This window comes from Alishewanella maricola, from assembly GCF_016343785.1.
Classification (GTDB): Bacteria; Pseudomonadota; Gammaproteobacteria; order Enterobacterales; family Alteromonadaceae; genus Alishewanella; species Alishewanella maricola.
Map to the genome: position 1 here is coordinate 82,296 of NZ_JAEINI020000012.1, position 18,204 is coordinate 100,499.

The 18,204-nt window shown below is 44.8% G+C and carries 14 protein-coding genes; 10 read left to right on the forward strand and 4 right to left on the reverse strand.

Features of this window, described 5'->3' with window-relative positions; translation table 11 throughout:
- Positions 1-19 precede the first annotated feature (19 nt).
- Positions 20-1,360 carry a dicarboxylate/amino acid:cation symporter gene (locus JAO78_RS14400; RefSeq protein WP_226752061.1) on the reverse strand — a complete coding sequence of 447 codons (1,341 nt, stop codon included), beginning with the start codon at positions 1,358-1,360 and terminating at the stop codon, positions 20-22.
- Positions 1,361-1,525: 165 nt separating this feature from the next.
- Between JAO78_RS14400 and JAO78_RS14405 the strand changes: the two genes are divergently transcribed.
- Positions 1,526-3,748 (forward strand): Ig-like domain-containing protein, encoded by a 2,223-nt coding sequence (locus JAO78_RS14405; RefSeq protein ID WP_226752062.1) that lies wholly within the window; start codon positions 1,526-1,528, stop codon positions 3,746-3,748.
- Positions 3,749-3,849: 101 nt separating this feature from the next.
- Here JAO78_RS14405 and astB read toward each other — a convergent pair whose 3' ends face one another.
- Positions 3,850-5,190: an N-succinylarginine dihydrolase gene (gene astB, locus JAO78_RS14410; protein ID WP_226752063.1), complete on the reverse strand. Its 1,341-nt coding sequence runs from the start codon at positions 5,188-5,190 to the stop codon at positions 3,850-3,852.
- Positions 5,191-5,414: 224 nt separating this feature from the next.
- On the opposite strand from astB, the gene topA reads away from it, so the two are divergent.
- The gene (topA, locus tag JAO78_RS14415; protein ID WP_226752064.1) at positions 5,415-8,000 is read left to right on the forward strand and encodes a type I DNA topoisomerase; all 2,586 of its coding nucleotides are present in this window, start codon (positions 5,415-5,417) and stop codon (positions 7,998-8,000) included.
- Positions 8,001-8,074: 74 nt separating this feature from the next.
- On the opposite strand, the gene JAO78_RS14420 is transcribed toward topA, so the two are convergent.
- Entirely contained in the window at positions 8,075-8,839 is a 765-nt protein-coding gene (locus JAO78_RS14420; RefSeq protein WP_226752065.1) for a hypothetical protein, read from the reverse strand.
- A 260-nt stretch (positions 8,840-9,099) separates the two neighbouring features.
- Here JAO78_RS14420 and cysB point away from each other — a divergent pair, with 260 nt between their 5' ends.
- Positions 9,100-10,077, forward strand: a complete 978-nt coding sequence (gene cysB, locus JAO78_RS14425; protein WP_226752066.1) for an HTH-type transcriptional regulator CysB — start codon at positions 9,100-9,102, stop codon at positions 10,075-10,077.
- On the opposite strand, the gene mutH is transcribed toward cysB, so the two are convergent.
- Complete coding sequence (gene mutH / locus JAO78_RS14430; RefSeq protein ID WP_226752067.1) at positions 10,063-10,740, reverse strand: DNA mismatch repair endonuclease MutH; 678 nt, start codon at positions 10,738-10,740, stop codon at positions 10,063-10,065. The genes cysB and mutH overlap by 15 nt on opposite strands.
- 380 nt (positions 10,741-11,120) lie before the next feature.
- Between mutH and rppH the strand changes: the two genes are divergently transcribed.
- From rppH to JAO78_RS14465, 7 genes are all read left to right on the forward strand, one after another.
- Complete coding sequence (gene rppH / locus JAO78_RS14435) at positions 11,121-11,627, forward strand: RNA pyrophosphohydrolase (protein ID WP_226752078.1); 507 nt, start codon at positions 11,121-11,123, stop codon at positions 11,625-11,627.
- 30 nt (positions 11,628-11,657) lie between these two features.
- Positions 11,658-13,916: a phosphoenolpyruvate--protein phosphotransferase gene (ptsP, locus tag JAO78_RS14440; protein ID WP_226752068.1), complete on the forward strand. Its 2,259-nt coding sequence runs from the start codon at positions 11,658-11,660 to the stop codon at positions 13,914-13,916.
- Positions 13,917-13,988: 72 nt separating this feature from the next.
- Positions 13,989-14,801 carry a prolipoprotein diacylglyceryl transferase gene (lgt, locus tag JAO78_RS14445; RefSeq protein ID WP_226752069.1) on the forward strand — a complete coding sequence of 271 codons (813 nt, stop codon included), beginning with the start codon at positions 13,989-13,991 and terminating at the stop codon, positions 14,799-14,801.
- On the forward strand, positions 14,798-15,646 hold the full coding sequence (locus JAO78_RS14450) for a thymidylate synthase (protein ID WP_226752070.1): 849 nt from the start codon (positions 14,798-14,800) through the stop codon (positions 15,644-15,646). Before lgt ends, JAO78_RS14450 begins: the two co-directional genes overlap by 4 nt.
- A 339-nt stretch (positions 15,647-15,985) precedes the next feature.
- Positions 15,986-16,606 carry a FlgO family outer membrane protein gene (locus JAO78_RS14455; RefSeq protein WP_226752071.1) on the forward strand — a complete coding sequence of 207 codons (621 nt, stop codon included), beginning with the start codon at positions 15,986-15,988 and terminating at the stop codon, positions 16,604-16,606.
- Positions 16,603-17,265, forward strand: coding sequence for a FlgO family outer membrane protein (locus JAO78_RS14460; RefSeq protein ID WP_226752072.1), 663 nt, complete (start codon positions 16,603-16,605; stop codon positions 17,263-17,265). The genes JAO78_RS14455 and JAO78_RS14460 overlap by 4 nt, the downstream gene beginning before the upstream one ends.
- A gap of 76 nt (positions 17,266-17,341) precedes the next feature.
- Positions 17,342-18,037 (forward strand): FlgO family outer membrane protein, encoded by a 696-nt coding sequence (locus JAO78_RS14465; RefSeq protein WP_226752073.1) that lies wholly within the window; start codon positions 17,342-17,344, stop codon positions 18,035-18,037.
- Positions 18,038-18,204: the final 167 nt, after the last annotated feature.

Below are 18,204 nucleotides of genomic sequence, written 5' to 3' on the forward strand. Positions count from 1 at the left end.
GTAGCGCTAAAACTAAATGTTAATTTCTTAAATGATGGAAATCGATGGTTTCTTCTTTCTCACCGGCGTTTGGATTATTATAAATAGCCGCATTAAATTCTCCTTCGCTTTTAGCGACAATACAGGACACCATCGCATCACCGGTCACGTTTACTGCGGTGCGCGTCATATCCAGTAAGCGATCCACACCAATAATTAGCGCGATACCTTCAACCGGTAAGCCTACTTGCTGTAGTACCATCGCCAGCATGATTAATCCCACCCCCGGAACACCAGCCGTGCCGATTGAAGCCAAGGTTGCAGTTAAAATGACCATCAAGAAATCGCCAAGACTTAAATCGACGCCAAACACCTGAGCGATAAAGACAGTGGCAACACCCTGCATAATGGCAGTACCATCCATATTGATAGTAGCGCCCAGTGGAACTGTGAATGAACTGATGCTGTTGTTGACACCGAGCTTTTTATTGACCGTTTCCATGGTCACTGGCAGCGTGGCATTACTGCTTGAAGTACTAAAGCCAAATAGCGCGGCATCGCGCATTTTCTTTAAAAAGATAATTGGGTTTAAACCCGTTAGTGACTTTAACAGCAAGGCGTAAACCACAAACCCATGAAACAGTAGCACAAAAAGCACTACGCCAAAGTATTTGACTAAACTGCCGATAGTTTCTAAACCCAGCGTGGTGAAAAGTTTCGCCATCAGGAAAAACACACCATAGGGGGCTAAGTTCATGAGTAAAGTGACCAGCTTCATAATCACTTCATTAAAATCATTAAACTGTGCGGCAATCCGCTCACCCGGCTTGCCTGACAAGGCCACGGCTAGGCCAAATAACACGGCAAAAACGATAATTTGCAGCATATTGCCTGAAGCCATTGACTCTATTGGGTTACTTGGGAAGATATTGATAAAGACCTGCGCTAACGTTGGGGCAGAGCTAACATCAAAGGTTTGATCACTTTGCATTTCTACACCCAGCCCAGGGCCAGTGATTAATGCGGCACCAATAGCCAAGCTGATGGCAATTGCGGTAGTGATCATGTACAAGCCGATGGCTTTGCCACCTAAGCGCCCAAGTTTAGAGGTGTCAGATAACGAGCAGGTCCCACAAACTAAGGACACAAATACCAACGGCACCACCAGCATTTTTAAGCTGGCAATAAATATTTCGCCGCCAACATGAAAAATACCGTCAACAAAAAAAGCTTTTAAGGGAATATCCAGACCAAGCAAAGCCAAATTGCGCTCTTCGGCACCACCTAGTAAAAATTGAAAGAAGAAACCGACTGCAAGGCCCGCTAACATACCAATCACAATACGTAAGGTAAGACTGAGTTTTTTATTATTTGACGTCATATATAGTGGTTTTTTGGTTGTAGTAAAGCACTAAGACTACCAGTTTGTGCCAGCTTTGGTCACTAGAGAGAGAAATTTTTTTTAAATTAACCCTGCCAGCTGGATAATTAATGGTTTAAGATGCAAAATTAACAAAACTATAAAAGAAGTGCTAGGGAGAGTTTCATGTTAAACATCCGGCAATTGTGGGCGGTGTTCGTTATTTTCACGCTATCAGCTTGTGGCGGTGGTGGAACATTAGACGGTAGCAGTTCTGGCGGTACATCCGCAGTTCCTGTTTATAGTCTGAGCGTAACTTTAAAAAATAGCCAAGGCCAAAGTGCTAATCAGTTAGCACTTGCGACTCCTTTGATTATTGAAGCAACTTTAACTGCAACCAATTCAGGCGTGGTATCAGGCCAATTGGTCAGTTTTGCTTTAGATAACTCGTCTTTAGCGACATTTGCTAATGGCACAGGTAGCGCGGTGACTAATGCAAATGGTGTTGCATCGCTCGGTGTTAATGTTGGCACCCTCTCTGGTGCGGGTAAAATAACTGCAACTTTTGGTGATATAAGTGCCGAGGTTGTGTTTAGTTCGGCGGGTGATGGTGATACGAATGTCGGTGAAACGATTGGTTCCGTATCATTAATTGCAGATAAATTACAATTAGGCTCAGCGAGTACGGACAAAGTAGAGTTGAGTGCTTTAATTCGTAACACTAACAACAATGTTGTTTCTGATATACCTGTAACCTTCAGTACAGATTCAGGTGAAATCCAAGTGGTTGACTCTGCATCCGCAGCAAACGGTATTGCGCGTGCCACACTAACAACTCTTTCTAACAAAAATAACCGTGATATCACAGTTACTGTTAGAGCACAGCAGCAAAGTTCACAACTGATTGTTAAGGTTGTTGGCACTGAAGTTAGCATTAATGCACCGCAGGCTGTTGTCCTGAACGATAGCGCACAACTCGATATTTTTATTGTCGACTCTGAAGGTAATGGCCTTGAAAATGTGATGGTAAATATCGCATCGTCCTTAGGTAACACTTTAAGCGTGACTAATCCTGTAACCTCAGGTTCAACAGGTAAAGCGACCGTAACTTACACCGCTGTTAACAGTGGGATAGATACCATTCTAGTTACTGCGCTGGGAGCTCAACGCTCAGTGAGCTTAAATGTAAGCCCTGATTCATTTACATTTCTTCAAACTGTGACAAATGCGCCAGTTATTGAAGAAGTCAGTTTAAATAGCCCCAAAGAAATGCGTGTGCAATGGCTGGTAGATAATCTACCTAATGCTGCTCAAAACATTAATTTTGCCACTAGCCGTGGTGTCATTGCGGCAGAATCTGCTGAGCTAATTCAAAAAAATGTTGCGGTAGCCAAAACAACAGATGCTAATGGCCAAGCAAATGTTTATGTTTCTTCTGAGTATGCAGGTTTAACGACCATTGCTGCTCAAGCAGGCTCTGGAAGCAGCACGGTGAACACGCAGAAAACGATTGAGTTTGTTGCAGTAACAGCATCTAAGCTTGAACTACAAGCATTCCCTGCTCAAGTTGGTCCAGGTGAGCAAAGTAATGTTCGCGCAATTTTGCGAGACGCTAAAAATAACCCTGTTAAAAACCGCAGTGTTATTTTTACTCTGGACAATTCTGCCGGTGGGCAATTAAGTACCGTAAGTGCAATAACTAATTCTGCAGGGGTAGCAACCACAGTATTTACTGCTGATGTAAACACTGGTGCGGCTGTAGATGGTCTGAATTTGCAAGTTAAAGGTTCTTTAGTTAAAAACGCATCAGAAGCTAACGATATCTCTGGCATGACTGATATCGCAGTTGGTGAAAGAACATTGTTCTTCCGCTTCGGTACAGGTAATGTCATTTCTAAACCAAGCGATAGTCTGTATTCTAAAGAGTTTTCAGTCATTGTGACTGATAGTTCGGGTAATCCTGTTGCTAATCAACAGCTCAATGTGGCAGTTGTGCCAGTATCCTATGGTAAAGGTGTTTGGGTAAAATCGACACCTGAAGAATTTAAGGTTTGGGTTCCTCAACGTAGTACAACATGTCCTAATGAAGACGTTAACTTGGATGGTATTTTAGAAGTTTCTGAAGATACCAATAATGACAAACAAATTACACCTGGCAATGTTGCTACTGTGCCTCAAACTGTTACTGCAGATGAGAATGGTATTGCAGTGTTTAATGTTCGTTACCCACAAGATTATGCCACATGGTTAGATGTTAGGTTACAAATTTCAGGTTTTGCCGCAGGTACTGAGAACGTTGCCTTTAGAGAATATAATCTTCCAGTAGCCTCTGATGATGTAACTACCGAGACATCAGCGCCACCACCTAATCCATTAGGTAGCAGCGCTAACTGTACTGACATTTTATAATTCGTTTGAAATAAAAAAGGAGCCTTGCGGCTCCTTTTTTATTTCCTATTATTTTTAAACGATTAACGGCTTAAGCAAATAGGTGTTATGCAATACTTAGCCTAACGCTGAAAACTATACACCGAACCCAACTTAAGTAATTGTGTCAATTCATCCAAGGCGGTACGAGACTCGATAACTAATTGTGGATCGGCTAGATCAGATTCTGATAACCGATCACGGTAATGTTTATCAACCCAGCTATTAAGGTTAGCAAATAAGGTATCGTTCATCATTACAGCAGGGTTAACCGCTTGACGTTCTTGCTCGTTTAATACCACTCTTAAACGCAAGCAAGCAGGGCCACCGCCATTTTGCATGCTTTGCTTAACATCAAAATAATGGACGTTTTTAATCGGGGTATTTTGCTGGCACAGTTCGGTTAAATAACGATATACACCAGCATGCTCTTGGCATTCTGTTGGTGCGATGATTACCATTTCACCTGACGGCAAGTTAATTAATTGCGTATTAAATAAATAGGTGCTGATGGCATCCGCTACTGAGACTTGTTGATTTTTGACTTCAATAAAGTGCAGCTGGGCGTCACCAGGAAACTTTTGTTTGATCTCTTGTAAGCTGGCCGCTGTATTTAAAAAGGCCTGCTCATGAAAAAACAGCACGTTACGGTTACCCACGGCGATAACATCATTATGAAATACGCCCTGATCAATCACCTCAGGGTTTTGCTGCATAAAGACGGTGTTAGCCTCAGTTAACCCATGTAAACGCGCGACAGCTTGACTGGCTTCGATTGTTTGCCTAGCTGGATAGCGCTGTGGTGCCGGTTTACTTTGATTAAAGGCATAACGGCCATATACAAAGAGTTCAAGACCGCTTTGCCCATAGTCACTGCACAGACGCGTATGATTAGCTGCACCTTCATCGCCAAAGTGCTCATTGTCAGGTAAATGCAGATGATGCGCGAAGTGCCTACTGTCACTGAACATCGCTTGCAGGATCCGACCTGTAGTCGTTGGCTCCAGTGAGCGGTGAAATTTGTTAGTTAAGTTTGCTGGAGTAAAATGAATTTTTTTATCTGGCGTATCGCCGCTGGGTGAAACGGTTGCTGCGTTGGCGGTCCACATACTTGATGCAGAGCACACTGCGCGGTAAATTTCGGGGGCTTTTGCTGCGGCGTCTTGCATAACTTGTGCATCACTGCCACTAAAACCTAAGCGGCGTAGCATATCCAAATCGGGACGTTCTTGCGGTGCAAGCACCCCTTGAACCATGCCAAGGTCATGTAATGCCTTCATTTTTTGTAAGCCCTGTTTAGCAGCTTGTTTCGGGCTAGAATGATTTTTGGCATTGTTTAAAGACGCCACATTGCCGACTGATAAACCGGCATAATTGTGGGTAGGGCCCACGAGTCCATCGAAATTTGCTTCATAAGCTTGCATAGTTTTTCTTATCCTTTGTTAGTTGCGGTGCTGTTTTTGTTATTTTTACGACCGCGAGATGTTATGCTTCATTTTTTGCTGAGTGACAGGCCTTATCGCAGAATAATTGTGGCCTATTTGCATAATAATCAGTTTAGACACTTGTCACAACAGCGGTTTGCGGATATACGTTTAAAAAAGGGCACCACAAGATGGTGCTGTAATAGGGGATCTCTGGGTTTAAAATGGCGAAATCACTGGTAATAGTCGAATCACCGGCAAAAGCAAAAACCATCAATAAGTATCTGGGCAATGACTTTATCGTCAAGTCTAGCGTGGGTCATATTCGGGATCTACCTACGAGCAGTAGCAAAGATAAAGCTAAGGCTACCGATAAAACGCTTAGTAAAGACGAAAAGGCCTACCAAGCCTTGGTTGATCGAATGGGTATTGATCCCGAGCATGGCTGGAAAGCACGGTACGAAATTCTGCCTGGCAAAGAAAAGGTTGTGAAAGAGCTTAAAACGCTGGCTGATAAAGCCGATATCGTTTACCTCGCAACGGACTTAGACCGTGAGGGAGAGGCCATTGCATGGCATCTTCGTGAAATTATCGGTGGCGAAGAAAGTAAGTTTAAACGCGTGGTGTTTAATGAAATAACAAAAAACGCTATTACTCAAGCTTTTGAGCAGCCTGGTCGGCTTAATGTTGACCAAGTTGATGCCCAACAAGCTCGACGTTTTCTTGATCGCGTTGTCGGCTTTATGGTTTCACCGCTGTTATGGAAAAAGGTCGCCCGTGGTTTATCGGCTGGCCGTGTGCAGTCAGTGGCTGTGCGCTTGGTGGTTGAACGCGAGCGTGAAATCAAAGCCTTTGTTCCTGAAGAGTATTGGAGCATTGACGCTGACACCATGACGGCTTCTAAACAAGCCTTACAATTAGCGGTCAGCAAATATCAGGGCAAAACGTTCTCGGCGGTAAACAAAGCGCAAGCTGATCAAGCCCTGTCGTTATTAAATAAAGCCCAGTATCAGGTTTTAGATCGGGAAGATAAGCCCAGTAGTAGCAAACCTCAAGCGCCGTTCATTACCTCGACATTGCAGCAGGCGGCCAGTACACGGCTGGGTTATGGTGTGAAAAAAACCATGATGTTAGCGCAGCGGCTATACGAAGGCGGGCATATTACCTATATGCGTACCGATTCGACCAATTTAAGCACAGAAGCTGTGGCAAATTGTCGTGATTATATCGAGCAAAAATTTGGTAAAGCCTACCTACCTACTGAACCTATCAGTTATGGCAGTAAAGCGAATGCTCAAGAAGCGCATGAAGCTGTACGTCCTTCTGAAGTTACGGTGCTGGCGTCTGATCTTACTGATATGGAAGCCGATGCCAGAAAATTATATGAGCTTATCTGGCGGCAATTTGTTGCCTGCCAGATGCCTGCTGCACAATACGACGTAACCAACATTACCGTTGCAGCGGGAGATTTTGAATTAAAAGCCAAAGGTCGCGTGCTACGTTTTGATGGTTGGACTAAAGTTCAGCCAGCGATGAAACGCAAAGGCGATGAAGATACTGAGTTACCGGATGTGCGCACCGGTGAACAACTTACTTTAAAAGAGCTGCACGGTGCTCAGCACTTTACTAAGCCGCCAGCGCGTTTTAGCGAAGCCAGTTTAGTTAAAGAGTTAGAAAAACGCGGTATTGGCCGGCCATCGACGTATGCTGCTATTATTTCGACTATTCAAGATCGTGGCTATGTTCGGGTGGAGAATAAACGCTTTTATGCTGAAAAAATGGGGGAAATCGTTACCGATCGTTTAGTTGAAAACTTTGATGATCTGATGAATTATGATTTTACCGCCAATATGGAAGTGAAACTCGATGATATTGCCAAAGGACAGTTAAGTTGGCGTAAAACGCTTGACCAGTTTTATCAGGGCTTTACCAGTAAACTGAAAACCGCTGAGCTTGACCCGGAAGAGGGCGGGATGCGGGTTAATCAGTTCGTGTTAACCGATATTGAATGCCCTACCTGTGGTCGTAAGATGGGTATTCGTACTGCATCTACAGGAGTGTTCTTAGGTTGCTCAGGCTATAACTTGCCACCAAAAGAGCGCTGCACCACCACGATGAATTTAGTCTCGGGTGAGGAAGCGGTTAATGTTACTGACGATGAACTTGAAACAGAAGTGCTTCGCCAGAAGAAACGTTGTAGCAAATGCGGCACAGCTATGGACAGCTACTTGATTGATGAGCAACGTAAATTGCATGTCTGTGGTAATAACCCTGAGTGTGATGGTTATCAGGTTGAGGCCGGGCAGTTTAAGTTGAAAGGCTACGAAGGCCCTGAAATTGAATGTGATAAATGTGGCGCGCAAATGCAGCTGAAGTCGGGTCGTTTTGGTAAATATTTCGGTTGTACCAATGCAGACTGTAAAAACACCCGTAAATTATTACGCAGCGGTGAAGCAGCGCCACCAAAAGAAGATCCTGTTCATTTAACTGAATTAAAGTGCGAAAAATCGGATACGTACTTTGTGTTGCGCGATGGTGCGGCCGGTTTATTTTTAGCCGCGGCAACCTTTCCTAAATCTCGCGAAACCCGAGCGCCGCTAGTGAGTGAGCTTAAAACATTCCGTGACCGTATTTCACCGAAGTTTTATTATTTGGCTGATGCGCCTGCTAAAGATAAAGCCGGTAACCCTGCTATTGTTCGCTGGAGTCGAAAGACTAAACAACAATATGTAATGACCGAACATGAAGGCAAAGCCACAGGTTGGGCGGCATGGTATGAAAACGGTCGCTGGGTGGTCACAGAGAAATAAGCTTTAGATGCTTAGCGTGATAACATAGGCACTAAAACGTTCAATGGATAAGCACAAATGGTAAGGCCTTGGCCTTACCATTTCTTTTTGGGAGCAAAGAGCTCATCGAGATCTTTGTTATCTTTATCATTACGATCTGCGGCGTCTTTGGCATTACCGCTTTTTAATGCTGCGGTTATTTCAGCTAACTGCTGCTGAACTTCGGCTTGACGCTGGCTAATATAGTCATTTTGTTGATTGGATGCTGCGAGTAGTTTTAATGCTTTTTCATAGTATTGCCGAGAAGAGCCAATCATATTATTGGTGAGAGCACTCTTACCGCGCTTAATTTGTGTTTCGACAGTGATACGTAATTGAAACAGATCAAGACGTGCATCCTCGTCTACCACCAGTTGAGTTTCCACTTTACCTCGAGCGTGCTCTGCTCTGAGCATGGTTCTTAGCTTTTTAATAGCTTTGAACATCGCGATACATTGCTGATCATCATCAGGTAGGCTGATATTGTCTGCAACAGCGCCCGTATTATTTTTCAATTCTTCGATACGGTTTTCAGTATCTTCTAAGCGCTGGCGTAATTCCCGCTGATCGGGTTCGAGCTGTTTCATGGCTTTTAACAAATAGCTGACCCTGCGCATCAGCATTAAGGCAATACCGTTAGACATCGGCACATTCGTAGAATTAAACAAAATTTCTTCTGTTTCTTCTAGTGCGTGACGCAATTTAGTGAATTCAGCACGTTTTAATTTTTGAATTTTTTCTTTATGCTGCTGCACCACATTGACTGTAATGGCGATAATCACCAGTGCTAAGATTAGCGTGATGATTAGGGAAAATACCATCGATACCTCTGCCTTATAGTTTTCGGTGTGTTAAGCCGCTGTTTTGCTTGCGTAGCCATAAGTCTACGCGTCATTATTCCGTTCGGCTTGACAAAATCTAGCTTAGACTAGCAAAAATCGCACCATAAGCCAGCTATTTTTAGCCAGCAAACGCAGCTATTTGCTAAAACAAAATGTTATAGATAGTGCTATTATACAAAATTATTGGAATATTTGGGCTATCCAGATTGTTGACCGTTACCGGGTAAGGAAGTCAATTAATGAAATTGCAGCAACTGCGTTATATTGTCGAAGTGATGAATCATAACCTTAATGTTTCTTCTACGGCAGAAAGTTTATTTACCTCACAGCCCGGTATCAGCAAACAAGTACGGATGCTAGAAGATGAGTTAGGCATTCAAGTATTTGGACGTAGTGGTAAACACTTGACGCACGTTACACCTGCTGGTCGCGAAGTGATCGAAATAGCCCAGCAAATATTGGCCAAAGTCGACAATATTAAAGCCATCGCCAAAGAGCACACCTTACCCGATCAAGGTAAACTCAATATTGCGACGACACATACGCAGGCCCGCTATGCGTTACCTCCGGTGATTGGTAATTTTATGCAGAAGTTTCCCAAGGTCTCGCTACATATGCACCAAGGTACACCTCAGCAAATTTCTGAAGCTGCTTCACGTGGTGATGCCGACTTTGCCATTGCCACTGAAGCGCTGCACTTATACCACGATCTGGTTATGCTGCCTTGTTATCATTGGAATCGCAGTATTATTGTTGGAAAAGATCATCCCCTTGCGCAACTGGACCACAAAGTACAAATTGAAGATGTAGCCCGTTTTCCTATCGTCACTTATGTTTTTGGTTTTACCGGGCGCTCAGAGCTCGATCGCGCTTTTGCTGCGAAAAATTTAGAGCCGCATATTGTCTTTACCGCTACCGATGCCGATGTCATTAAAACTTACGTGCGTTTGGGTCTGGGCGTTGGCGTGATCGCTTCAATGGCGATTGACCCGAACTTAGACAAAGATTTAGTCGTGATCGAAGCAGGGCATTTATTTGAAGCGTCTACTACCAAAATTGGTTTTCGAAAAGGCGCATTTTTACGCACCTATATGTATGAATTTATTGAGCGTTTTGCGCCACACTTAACCCGTGATGTCGTGGAAAAAGCCAGTGCTTTGCGTACTCAAGAAGACATTGACCGGATGTTTAGTAAGTTTGTGCTACCGATCCGCTAGTTGAAATTCTTGCTGCAAGATGGCCTGAGTAAAGTGACTCTTCAGATAAAAACCCCGCGGTAAAGTTTGGATCGGTTCGCCATGCGCACCGATCGCTTTTGTTAGCGCTTTGCTATCGGCTGCCTTAGGCCGTAATTGCAAGGCCTTACCGTGAGCCCCTCGAATATTAGCGATACCGCCAAGGCTAATTAATTCCATTAACTCTTCCCAATCTTGTTGCAAAATAGCAGCCTGTTCAGCATTGGGTTGCCATAAAAAACCTTGGCCTATAATTCGCTGATGCAGGGGAAGTTGTCGCTCAGCCAGGATGGGCAACCATAATACTCGCTGTAATTTCTGACAAACCCAAGAGTCCGCCCAATGTTGACCAATGTTACCCGTTAATGGCGCCACACAAACATAGGTACTCTCCAGTGGTTTGCCGCTGTGATCAATGGGCAGTGTTTTTAATTCAATGCCTAACTCTGGAAAATCAGGTAAAGCCTGTGAACCTGCGCTCGCCCCTAAGGCTAATTCCATGAGTTGACCGACCCAGCCTTTATCTTTACGGAGATCTTTGGGGACCGGTTGCGATAATTCTGCTGCTAATTGCCCCAGCGTTAAACCGGCGATACGTTGGCAGTTAGTCAGTAGTTCGGCAGTAGATTGTGGTTTTGCAGACATGTTGCGCTATTTTGAACATTACTGCTTTTACCCTAGCATTATTTAAGGCTTTTGGCTGTTTAAAAAGGCAGCAAACCGACTTATGCACAAAAGTATTTGGTATTTCGAAAGCGCCAAATATAATTAATTGCATGAAATATAAAGAGAAAATGATAAGGTTTTGTTTGAAGTTATTTGCGGGTTTCGAGTTATTAAGTGGCTAACTGAGGCTTAGTCACAGCTTTATGCACAGCATCTGTGAAAAAGCTCACATTCGCGCACTGCTTGTTGCGTTATCTGTGGATAACTTATGGGGTGTGATTGAAAAATACCGTTTGCCGCCAAGACGACTTTGTGAAAGAATCCTCTACATAGCAGATTTAACATCGCTTGAGGTTTGTGTGATCGATGCCGAGGGTTTCCGACCCAATGTCGGCATAGTGATTTGTAACACCCATGGACAGGTGTTTTGGGCGAAAAGATATGGTCAACATTCCTGGCAATATCCACAGGGTGGCATTGATGACGGTGAAACACCGGAAGAAGCCATGTTTCGCGAATTGCATGAAGAAGTTGGGCTTCGGCCTGAAGATGTGGAAATTATTGCGACAACCAAACACTGGTTACGCTATAAGTTGCCGAAACGGCTGATCCGCAAAGACAGCAATCCTGTGTGTATTGGACAGAAACAAAAGTGGTTTTTACTGCGTTTGATCTGTCGGGAAGAGGATGTCAATCTGGCGAAAACCAGTCATCCGGAGTTTGATAGTTGGCGATGGGTCAGTTATTGGTATCCGGTACGGCAGGTGGTTTCCTTTAAACGGGAAGTGTATCGCAAGGTTATGAAAGAATTCGCTCCGGTCGCTTTGCCGTTTGTTCGCCGGGACAGTATAAAACGAAAAACTTGAAATAAAACCTGCACGTGAAATGAGGTTACTATGCTAGGCCAGCTGCGGCGAATTGTTCAGGATGTGGCACAAGAGCCGATACTAAACAAAGCTATGGCTGGCTTGGTTAGCAGCGTTAAGCATGCCTTGGAAACCGAGTGTTGCTCGGTTTATTTGGCAGATTATAAGCAACAACATTTTATGTTGATGGCCACTGACGGCTTAAATCAAGATGCTGTGGGTAAAGTGGCTATTGGTTTTTCCGAAGGTCTGATTGGCTGGGTGGGGCAGCGTGAAGAGCCCATTAATCTAGCACAAGCTCATTTACACCCTCGCTTTAAAGTCACTCCTGAAGTCAGTGAAGACAGTTTTTCGGCCTTTTTAGGTTGTCCCATTATCCATCATCGTAAAGTACTTGGTGTATTAACCATTCAGCAAGCGGCTGAACGGGTATTTAGCGAAGATGAAGAATCCTTTCTGGTAACACTGGGCGTGCAGCTTGCCTCGGTGTTAGCTAATGCTGAAATGCGTGATGCGGCGACACGAATTACCCCTTTTAGCCAGCAAGGCTCACAGTTTCATGGTTTACCTGGTTCCCCTGGGATGGCCATTGGCGAAGCCTATGTTGCGCAGCCGGCCAGTGACTTTGCTGCTATTTCGTTAAAGCGCGCCGAAGATCCAGAAAAAGAATTAGCCTTGTTTTATCGGGCCGTTAAAATCACCAAAGCCGAATTTAATCGTTTAGCAGAGCGCATGTCGAGCCATTTACCGGCCGATGCATTAGCTATTTTTGATGTCTATCATCAGCTTCTTGACGCTGCCAGCCTGGGGCGCGAAATCGAAATTCAAATTACCGATGGTTGGTGTGCCAAAAGTGCTTTAAAACGCGTGGTAGAGCGTTTTGCCAGGCAGTTTGATGACATGGATGACCCTTACCTGAGAGAGCGCGGTTTAGATATTCGTGATCTGGGGCAACGGGTGCTCAATAATTTATTGGATACCGAACAACGCCGCGCTAAATTACCCGATAAAGTGGTGTTGGTGGCTGATGAAGTTACGGCGACGATGTTGGCCGAAATTCCACGTGAGCAATTAGTTGCTGTGGTTTCACTGCGAGGCTCCGTAAACTCGCATGCCGCTATTATGGCTCGCGCTTTAGGGATCCCAGCCGTGATGGGGGTAAGTGAGTTACCGTTGTTGCACTGGCATGCGCAGCGCGTGATTGTAGATGGCTACCAAGGTCATATCTTGTTATCCCCTTCTGAAGCACTCTGCCATGAATATCAGCGGCTTATCACTGAAGACGTTGCGCTAAATGCACGTTATATGGAAGAAATTAGCTTACCATCGGCTTCAAAATGTGGTGAGCAATTTAAGTTTATGGTGAACTCGGGGTTAGCCGTTGAGTTAGAAAATGTCCACGCCCAATACACGGATGGCGTAGGGCTTTATCGCACAGAATTTCCGTTTATCATTCGTGACCAATTTCCGACAGAACAAGACCAAGTCGATTTATATGCGCAAGTGCTAGGCAGTTATCCCGGTAAAACCGTCGTTATGCGCACGCTCGATGTCGGTGGGGATAAAGCACTGCCTTATTTTAGTATTATTGAAGAGAACCCCTTTTTGGGGTGGCGCGGTATCAGATTAACCCTAGACCATCCAGAGATTTTCTTGGTGCAAATTCGTGCCATGATCCGCGCTAATATCGACCATGATAATTTGCATATTTTACTACCGATGATTTGCGATTTGCACGAGGTGGATGAAGCCATTCGTTTGGTGAAGCAAGCTTGTTTTGAGTTAAGTGATGAGTTAGAAATCACTTTACCGCTGCCAAAAATTGGCGTGATGATTGAAGTGCCCTCAACCTTGTATTTGTTGCCAGAGCTTGCGGCAAAAGTTGATTTTTGCTCGGTGGGTACTAACGATTTAACCCAATATTTGTTAGCTGTTGATCGCAACAATGCACGAGTAGCGAATTTGTATGATGCTTTGCATCCGTCGGTACTTCGTGCGTTATACCGTTTAGGGCAAGATGCTCAGGCGCTCCACTTTCCTATTAGTATTTGTGGTGAGTTGGGTGGCGAGCCCGCCGGGGTATTGTTACTGGCTGCAATGGGCTTTCGGCGCTTTAGTATGAACAGCAGTAATTTAGCGCGCATAAAATGGTTGTTACGGCGGGTTGAGTTGGCCGAATTACAGCAACTACTCACAGAGGTGCTGCAGTGCCATTCACCCAAACAAATACGAGCAGAAGTGCAACGCTTTTTAGAGCAAAAACAGTTGTTAACTAAGCTTAGAGCCTAAATATCCCAGCCTGATAATCTAATTTCATTGTAAAGTCACTGCCACTGCAGTCGTCAGTAATTAAGGAAGTTTATGACAAGTTCGGCAATACCCTTTCCTAATCTCGATCCGGTTTTACTCGATCTAGGGCTGGTTAAAATTCATTGGTACGGCATGATGTATTTGTTAGCCTTTGGTTTAGCCTATTGGCTGGCGAATCGTGCCGCAGCTAAACCGGGTTCAGGTTGGAACAGCGATCAGGTTAGTGATCTATTGTTTTACGGTTTTGTGGGGGTGCTGTTAGGCGGTCGTGTTGGCTATATTTTATTTTATAATTTTGCCACTGTGCTCAACGATCCCTTGTATTTATTTCGGATCTGGGAAGGCGGCATGTCATTCCATGGCGGTTTAATCGGTGTACTAACTGCGATGGCCTTGTTTGCACGTAAGTATCAAAAAGCTTACCTAGCGCTGGGCGATTTTGTGGCGCCTTTGGTACCACTGGGCTTATCGGCTGGGCGAATTGGTAACTTTATCAATGGCGAATTGTGGGGCCGTACTACTGATGTGCCTTGGGCGATGGTTTTTCCGGGCGCTGGTGCGTTGGGCCGACACCCATCGCAGCTTTACCAAGTGGCGTTAGAGGGCCTATTACTATTTATTGTTATTCTAATTGTGCGACGCTTGCGTCCACCGGTTGGTGTGGTCGGTGGGGTCTTTTTGTTAGGTTATGGTTTGGCACGTTTTACCGTTGAATTCTTCCGTGAGCCTGATGCACACCTGGGCTTATTATCACTTGGTATGACCATGGGGCAATGGCTTTGCTTACCCATGATGTTAGCCGGCATCGGGATTATGGTGTTTTCGTTCAAGCAAGGCAGAGCGTCAGGAGTGAGTAGCCAATGAAGCAGTATTTAAAACTTTGCCAGCGCATTATTGATGAAGGGGTTTGGGTTGATAACCAACGCACGGGTACCCGCTGCTTAACGGTGATCAATGCTGATCTTGAATACAATGTCGCTGCGAATGAGTTTCCGTTATTAACCACGCGTAAAAGTTACTATAAAGCCGCCATCGCTGAATTATTAGGTTATCTTCGTGGTTATGACAATGCTGCGCAGTTTCGCGAACTGGGCTGTAATACCTGGAATGCGAATGCCAACGAAAATGCAGCGTGGTTAAATAATCCCGCCCGCAAAGGGGTTGATGATTTAGGCCGTGTTTATGGCGTGCAAGGGCGGGGCTGGCAAAAGCCTGATGGCTCGCGCTTAGATCAGTTACAAAAACTGGTTCACAACTTATCGCAAGGGATCGATGATCGCGGCGAAATTTTGACTTTTTACAACCCTGGTGAGTTTGAATTAGGCTGCTTACGGCCTTGTATGCACACGCATACCTTCAGTTTACTTGGCGATACTTTATCACTGACTTCTTACCAGCGCAGCTGTGATGTGCCTCTGGGTCTGAACTTTAATCAAGTGCAATGCTTTGTGTTATTGGCTTTAATCGCGCAAATTACCGGGCATAAGCCTGGCAAGGTTTATCATAAAATCGTTAATGCGCATATTTACGAAAATCAGTTACCACTATTAAAACAGCAGCTACTCCGTGAGCCGTTCCCGCTACCGAAATTACACCTTAACCCCAATATCAAAACACTCGCCGATATTGAGCAATGGGTCACTCCTGATGACTTTACCTTAGAAGGCTATCAATCGCATCCAGCCATTAAATACCCGTTCAGTGTTTAATTGCTAAACCTTGCTATGGCTTTGGCGATAGCAGGCAAACAGCATAACGCTGTGCATTGGCAGCGTTATGCATAATGCCGAGCAGTTGAGTATTTAGCATAACGCGATTTGCTTAACTAACTTAACTTGGCGTAATGCTGAGTTATTTTTTAGTCAAAGTCTGTATGGTGCGGCAATAACATCTCGTCGTCTTAAATCACACCTAGCGATAGTCGCAACTTCACACTTATTGTCAACAAGCTCTGGTATTTCGCTTAATACACCTTAGCGTCAAGAACCCAACTTAATTTCTGGCGTGGTTTTTGCTTTAAAACAGTAATCGACCAGGATGAGGTGATCATGAAATATCTTCTTGCCAGCGCATTATTGCTGCTGCTTTGTGGCTGCGCGCAAAAAGCAGAGCCTGAACCCACTGTCAAAATGCCATTGCGGCAAGTTTCTGCCGTCGGCTTAAGTGCGCGGCCGCTGGATTTTTATACGCATCGTTTAGCACAAACACTGTTTGCGTCGATCAGTAGTGAGCACTTTCGCAGCCCGTTGGCGGTCAGCAGTTTTCTACCGACACGACAACTTAGCCTGGCGCAATTAAGTGAGCAAGAAATTGATTTAGCGAATCAACTTGCTGAAAGTATGCTTAGCGAAGCGGTGCAACGAGGTTTTGTCGCTGTAGATCTGCGCTTACGCCAAGAATTGTTATTGCAAAGCGATCATGAACAAGCGCTATCTCGGCAGATATCGGCGTTACGCCAACAGCATGGTGCCAGAGCATTATTAACCGGCACCTATACCGTGCAAGAAGATGGTTTAGTGGTTAATGTACGTTTGATTGAGCTGGATAATCAACAAGTGATCGCCGCTGCCACCGATTTTGTGCCACACAATGTGATGTGGAGCCCAGATAAAATACAAAAACGCGGTAATTATTTATTCCGTAGTGATCGGATCGGAGAGAAACCATGAGAGCTTTTGTTATCAGTGCTGTTGTTGCCTTTAGCTTAACCGCTTGCGTGCAACAGGCCAGCCAACAGCCGAAAATTGTGCCAGAGAATGCGGTGACGATGCGGGGAGAGCTGGCTCGAGAGCAGCGCATTGCTAACCAACAAGCCTTTGAACCGCAATCGGTCACACAACACTATCGGCAAACCCCCGTGGTAACGCTGGATAATTATGCGCGTAATTTAGTACAAGAGTTGATGACCAATCACCATAATGCCGATGAGAATGCGATGGTGGCGGTAACCGATTTGGCGTTTATTGATACCGATTTACAGCAAGGTTCTGTGTTTACCAATCATCTTAGCGAAGCGATTATTTACGATTTGCATTTGTTTGGTGTGCCAGTATTAGATTATAAAGTTACGGATTATATTCGTGTCACCCCACAAGGTGATTTCGTACTAAGCCGTGATTTTAATGAGCTTTCTGCAGAGTTACCGATTAAGTATGTTGTGACCGGCACCGCCACGCTGCATCAAGCTGGCATTATGCTCAATGCGCGTTTAATTCAAATTGATAGCAAAAGAGTGATCTCTGCGGCGCGAACCTTTGTGCCTGCAGCAGTCTATAATGCCATTTTGCAGCAGCATGGCGATGCCACATTAAAATTAAAGCAGGGTTAACCCCTTTGGCGCTAAAGAAAGACTTGCATGGGTCGATAAAGAACTGACATGCTATGTCAGTTTTTAGGAGAACGCCATGATAAAGAAGAACCTGCTGCTGCTCAGTTGGGCAGCGCTGTTGCTGGGCTGCCAAACGCATCATCAAAGTCAGCAAGCTTACATACCTTGCGATACCAGTGGTCATTGTAATTCTGAGGTGCGTGCGCCATCTTATGGTGCAGAGCAAAGCAATACGATTCGACCTGAGCCGTCAGCTAAAGCAATGAATACTGATCGGCAGCAAGGCTGGTCAGTACCTTATCAATATGTCACCAGTTTACAATCGAATAAGCAGCTCAACGATTATGTGGCGCAAATGGCGATGCAGCTTGTCGAGAACTTTCATTATTTCCCAACAGAATCTCGCATCGCGGTTGCCTCTTTTGTCGATTTAGATGGTGAGTTAAATCGAACTAACATCGTTGGCAATCAGTTAGCAGAAGGCTTTATTCACCAATTGCAGCAATTTGGTTTGCAGGTAGTCGATTTTAAAACCACGCGCGATATCCAAATTACCCGAAATGGCGATTTTGTATTTAGTCGTGATCACGCAAAACTCGATATGCTGCAGCAAATTGATTTTGTTTTATCGGGTACGATGATCTTCACGCCACGCGGTATCATGGTTAATGCGCGCATCATCAATTTTCACAGCAAGGTCGTGGCCGCCAGTTCGCAATTGCTCATTCCACACTTTGTCATCAGCTCCCTTTATCCGGGCATTACCCGTTAAACATTGCCAGCCTCGAGGGCTGGCGTTGTTATCACTCTGTTTTCTCAATCGAAACTGGCATCTGCGTCTTGCTGCGGTGTGGCTAAGGCGGCTTGGTCCGCAGTCAGCGGCATGGCACGTGATTGCTGGTTAATCTGATATAAACGCTCAGTATTGGTTAGATCTTG